The sequence below is a fragment of the Pseudomonas sp. genome (assembly GCF_050739995.1).
Lineage (GTDB): Bacteria > Pseudomonadota > Gammaproteobacteria > Pseudomonadales > Pseudomonadaceae > Aquipseudomonas.
Genome location: NZ_JBOICG010000324.1, coordinates 1 through 1,997, shown reverse-complemented (window position 1 = coordinate 1,997; position 1,997 = coordinate 1). Strand labels below are relative to the sequence as shown.

The window sequence follows — 1,997 nt, the reverse complement described above, 5'->3', positions numbered from 1 at the left end:
CATATTGGGTGAACAGCACGTCCAACCGTTTATCGCTCGCCCTGCGTTCGTGAACGACTTCCTTGCTAAACCCCAAGTCCTGATAAAGGTCGTGTTTCACTGGCATGGCGTACCTCCGCACGTTGATCGATGGCCTACGCTCTTGAAGCTAGCCCATTGCGCGGGGTCTTGTCATGTTTGAAGTCAACATGACCCCGTTCGTCGCAAGGCGGACGATGGGATCAAACCTTTGCCGCACGCGGCCCTCCACTGTAGATCGCCACCCGAGGGAGATCGGTTTCATGAATCATGCCGCCACTGCTGTCGACACCCAATGCATCAACACGATTCGCACCCTGGCCATGGACGCCGTGCAAAAGGCCAACTCCGGCCATCCTGGCACGCCGATGGGCCTGGCACCGGTGGGGTACACGTTGTGGAGTCGTTTCCTGCGCTATCACCCGGAGCATCCCGACTGGCCCAACCGGGACCGGTTCGTGTTGTCGGTCGGGCATGCGTCGATGCTGCTGTATTCGCTGCTGCACCTGGCCGGTGTGGTGGAAGTGGATGCCCGCGGCAAGCCGTCCGGGGCGCCAGCGATCAGCCTGGACGATATCAAGCAGTTCCGACAGTTGGGCTCCAAGACCCCGGGCCATCCCGAATACCGCATGACCACCGGCGTGGAAACCACCACCGGCCCGCTCGGCCAGGGTTGCGCCAACAGCGTGGGCATGGCCATGGCCGAGCGCTGGCTGGCCAAGCGTTTCAACCGCGACGGCCAGGTACTGTTCAACTACAACGTTTACACCCTGTGCGGTGACGGCGACATGATGGAAGGCATCAGCAGCGAAGCGGCATCGCTGGCCGGGCACCTGAAACTGGATAACCTGTGCTGGATCTACGACAACAACACCATCAGCATCGAGGGCCACACCGAGCTAGCGTTCAGCGAGGATGTGATCAAGCGTTTCCAGGCGTATGGCTGGCACACTTTGCACGTCACCGATGCCAATGATTTACAGGCATTGAGCACTGCGCTGAAAAGCTTCCAGGCCAACACCGGCGCACCGACCCTGATTGTGGTCGATAGCGTGATCGGCTATGGCTCACCCCACAAACACAACACCGCCGCCGCCCATGGTGAGCCGTTGGGTGAAGAAGAAATCCGTCTGACCAAGGCCGCTTATGGCTGGCCGCAGGACTCAAGTTTCCTGGTGCCGGATGAGGCCCGCACGGCGTTGCGCGATGCATTGCTCGAACGTGCCGAGCCTCTGTTCACCCAATGGAACCAGACCCTGTCCCACCTCGACCCGCACCTGGCCGATGAACTCCAGCGCATGCGCGCCGGGGAAATGCCCGAGCAGTGGCAGGCCGACCTGCCGAGCTTCGCAGCGGATGCCAAAGGCATCGCCAGCCGGGCCTCGGGCGGCGAGGTGCTGAACGCCTTCGCCCAGCACATCCCCTGGCTGCTCGGCGGTTCGGCGGATTTATCGCCCTCGACCAAGACCAACCTCACCTTTGACGGCGCCGGGCGTTTCAGCGCCGACGACTACAGCGGGCGCAACCTGCACTTCGGTATCCGCGAGCATGCCATGGGCGCCATCGCCAATGGCATGGCGTTGTCGTACCTGCGCCCATACACCTCGACGTTCCTGGTGTTCAGCGACTATATGAAACCGCCGATCCGTCTGGCGGCGATCATGGAGTTGCCGGTGGTGTTCGTATTTACCCATGACTCCATCGGCGTGGGTGAAGACGGGCCGACGCACCAGCCCATCGAACATTTGACCCAACTGCGCGCCACGCCGGGGCTGCTCACGCTGCGGCCGGGTGATGCCAATGAAACGCTGGAGATGTGGAAGGTGGCGTTGGCGCAGACCCATCGGCCGAGCTGTGTGGTGTTGTCGCGTCAGACGCTGCCGACGCTGGACCGTACGAAATATGCAAGTGCCTCGGGTGCGGCCAAGGGCGCTTATGTGTTGGCGGGTGCCGACCACCCGAAAATCATCCTGATTGCG

At 61.9% G+C, this 1,997-nt stretch carries 1 protein-coding gene; it reads left to right on the top strand.

Annotated elements, in window-relative coordinates; genetic code table 11:
• Window positions 1–281 precede the first annotated feature (281 nt).
• A partial coding sequence (tkt, locus tag ACRESD_RS10875) for a transketolase (RefSeq protein ID WP_431750912.1) occupies window positions 282–1,997 on the top strand: 1,716 nt, incomplete at its 3' end.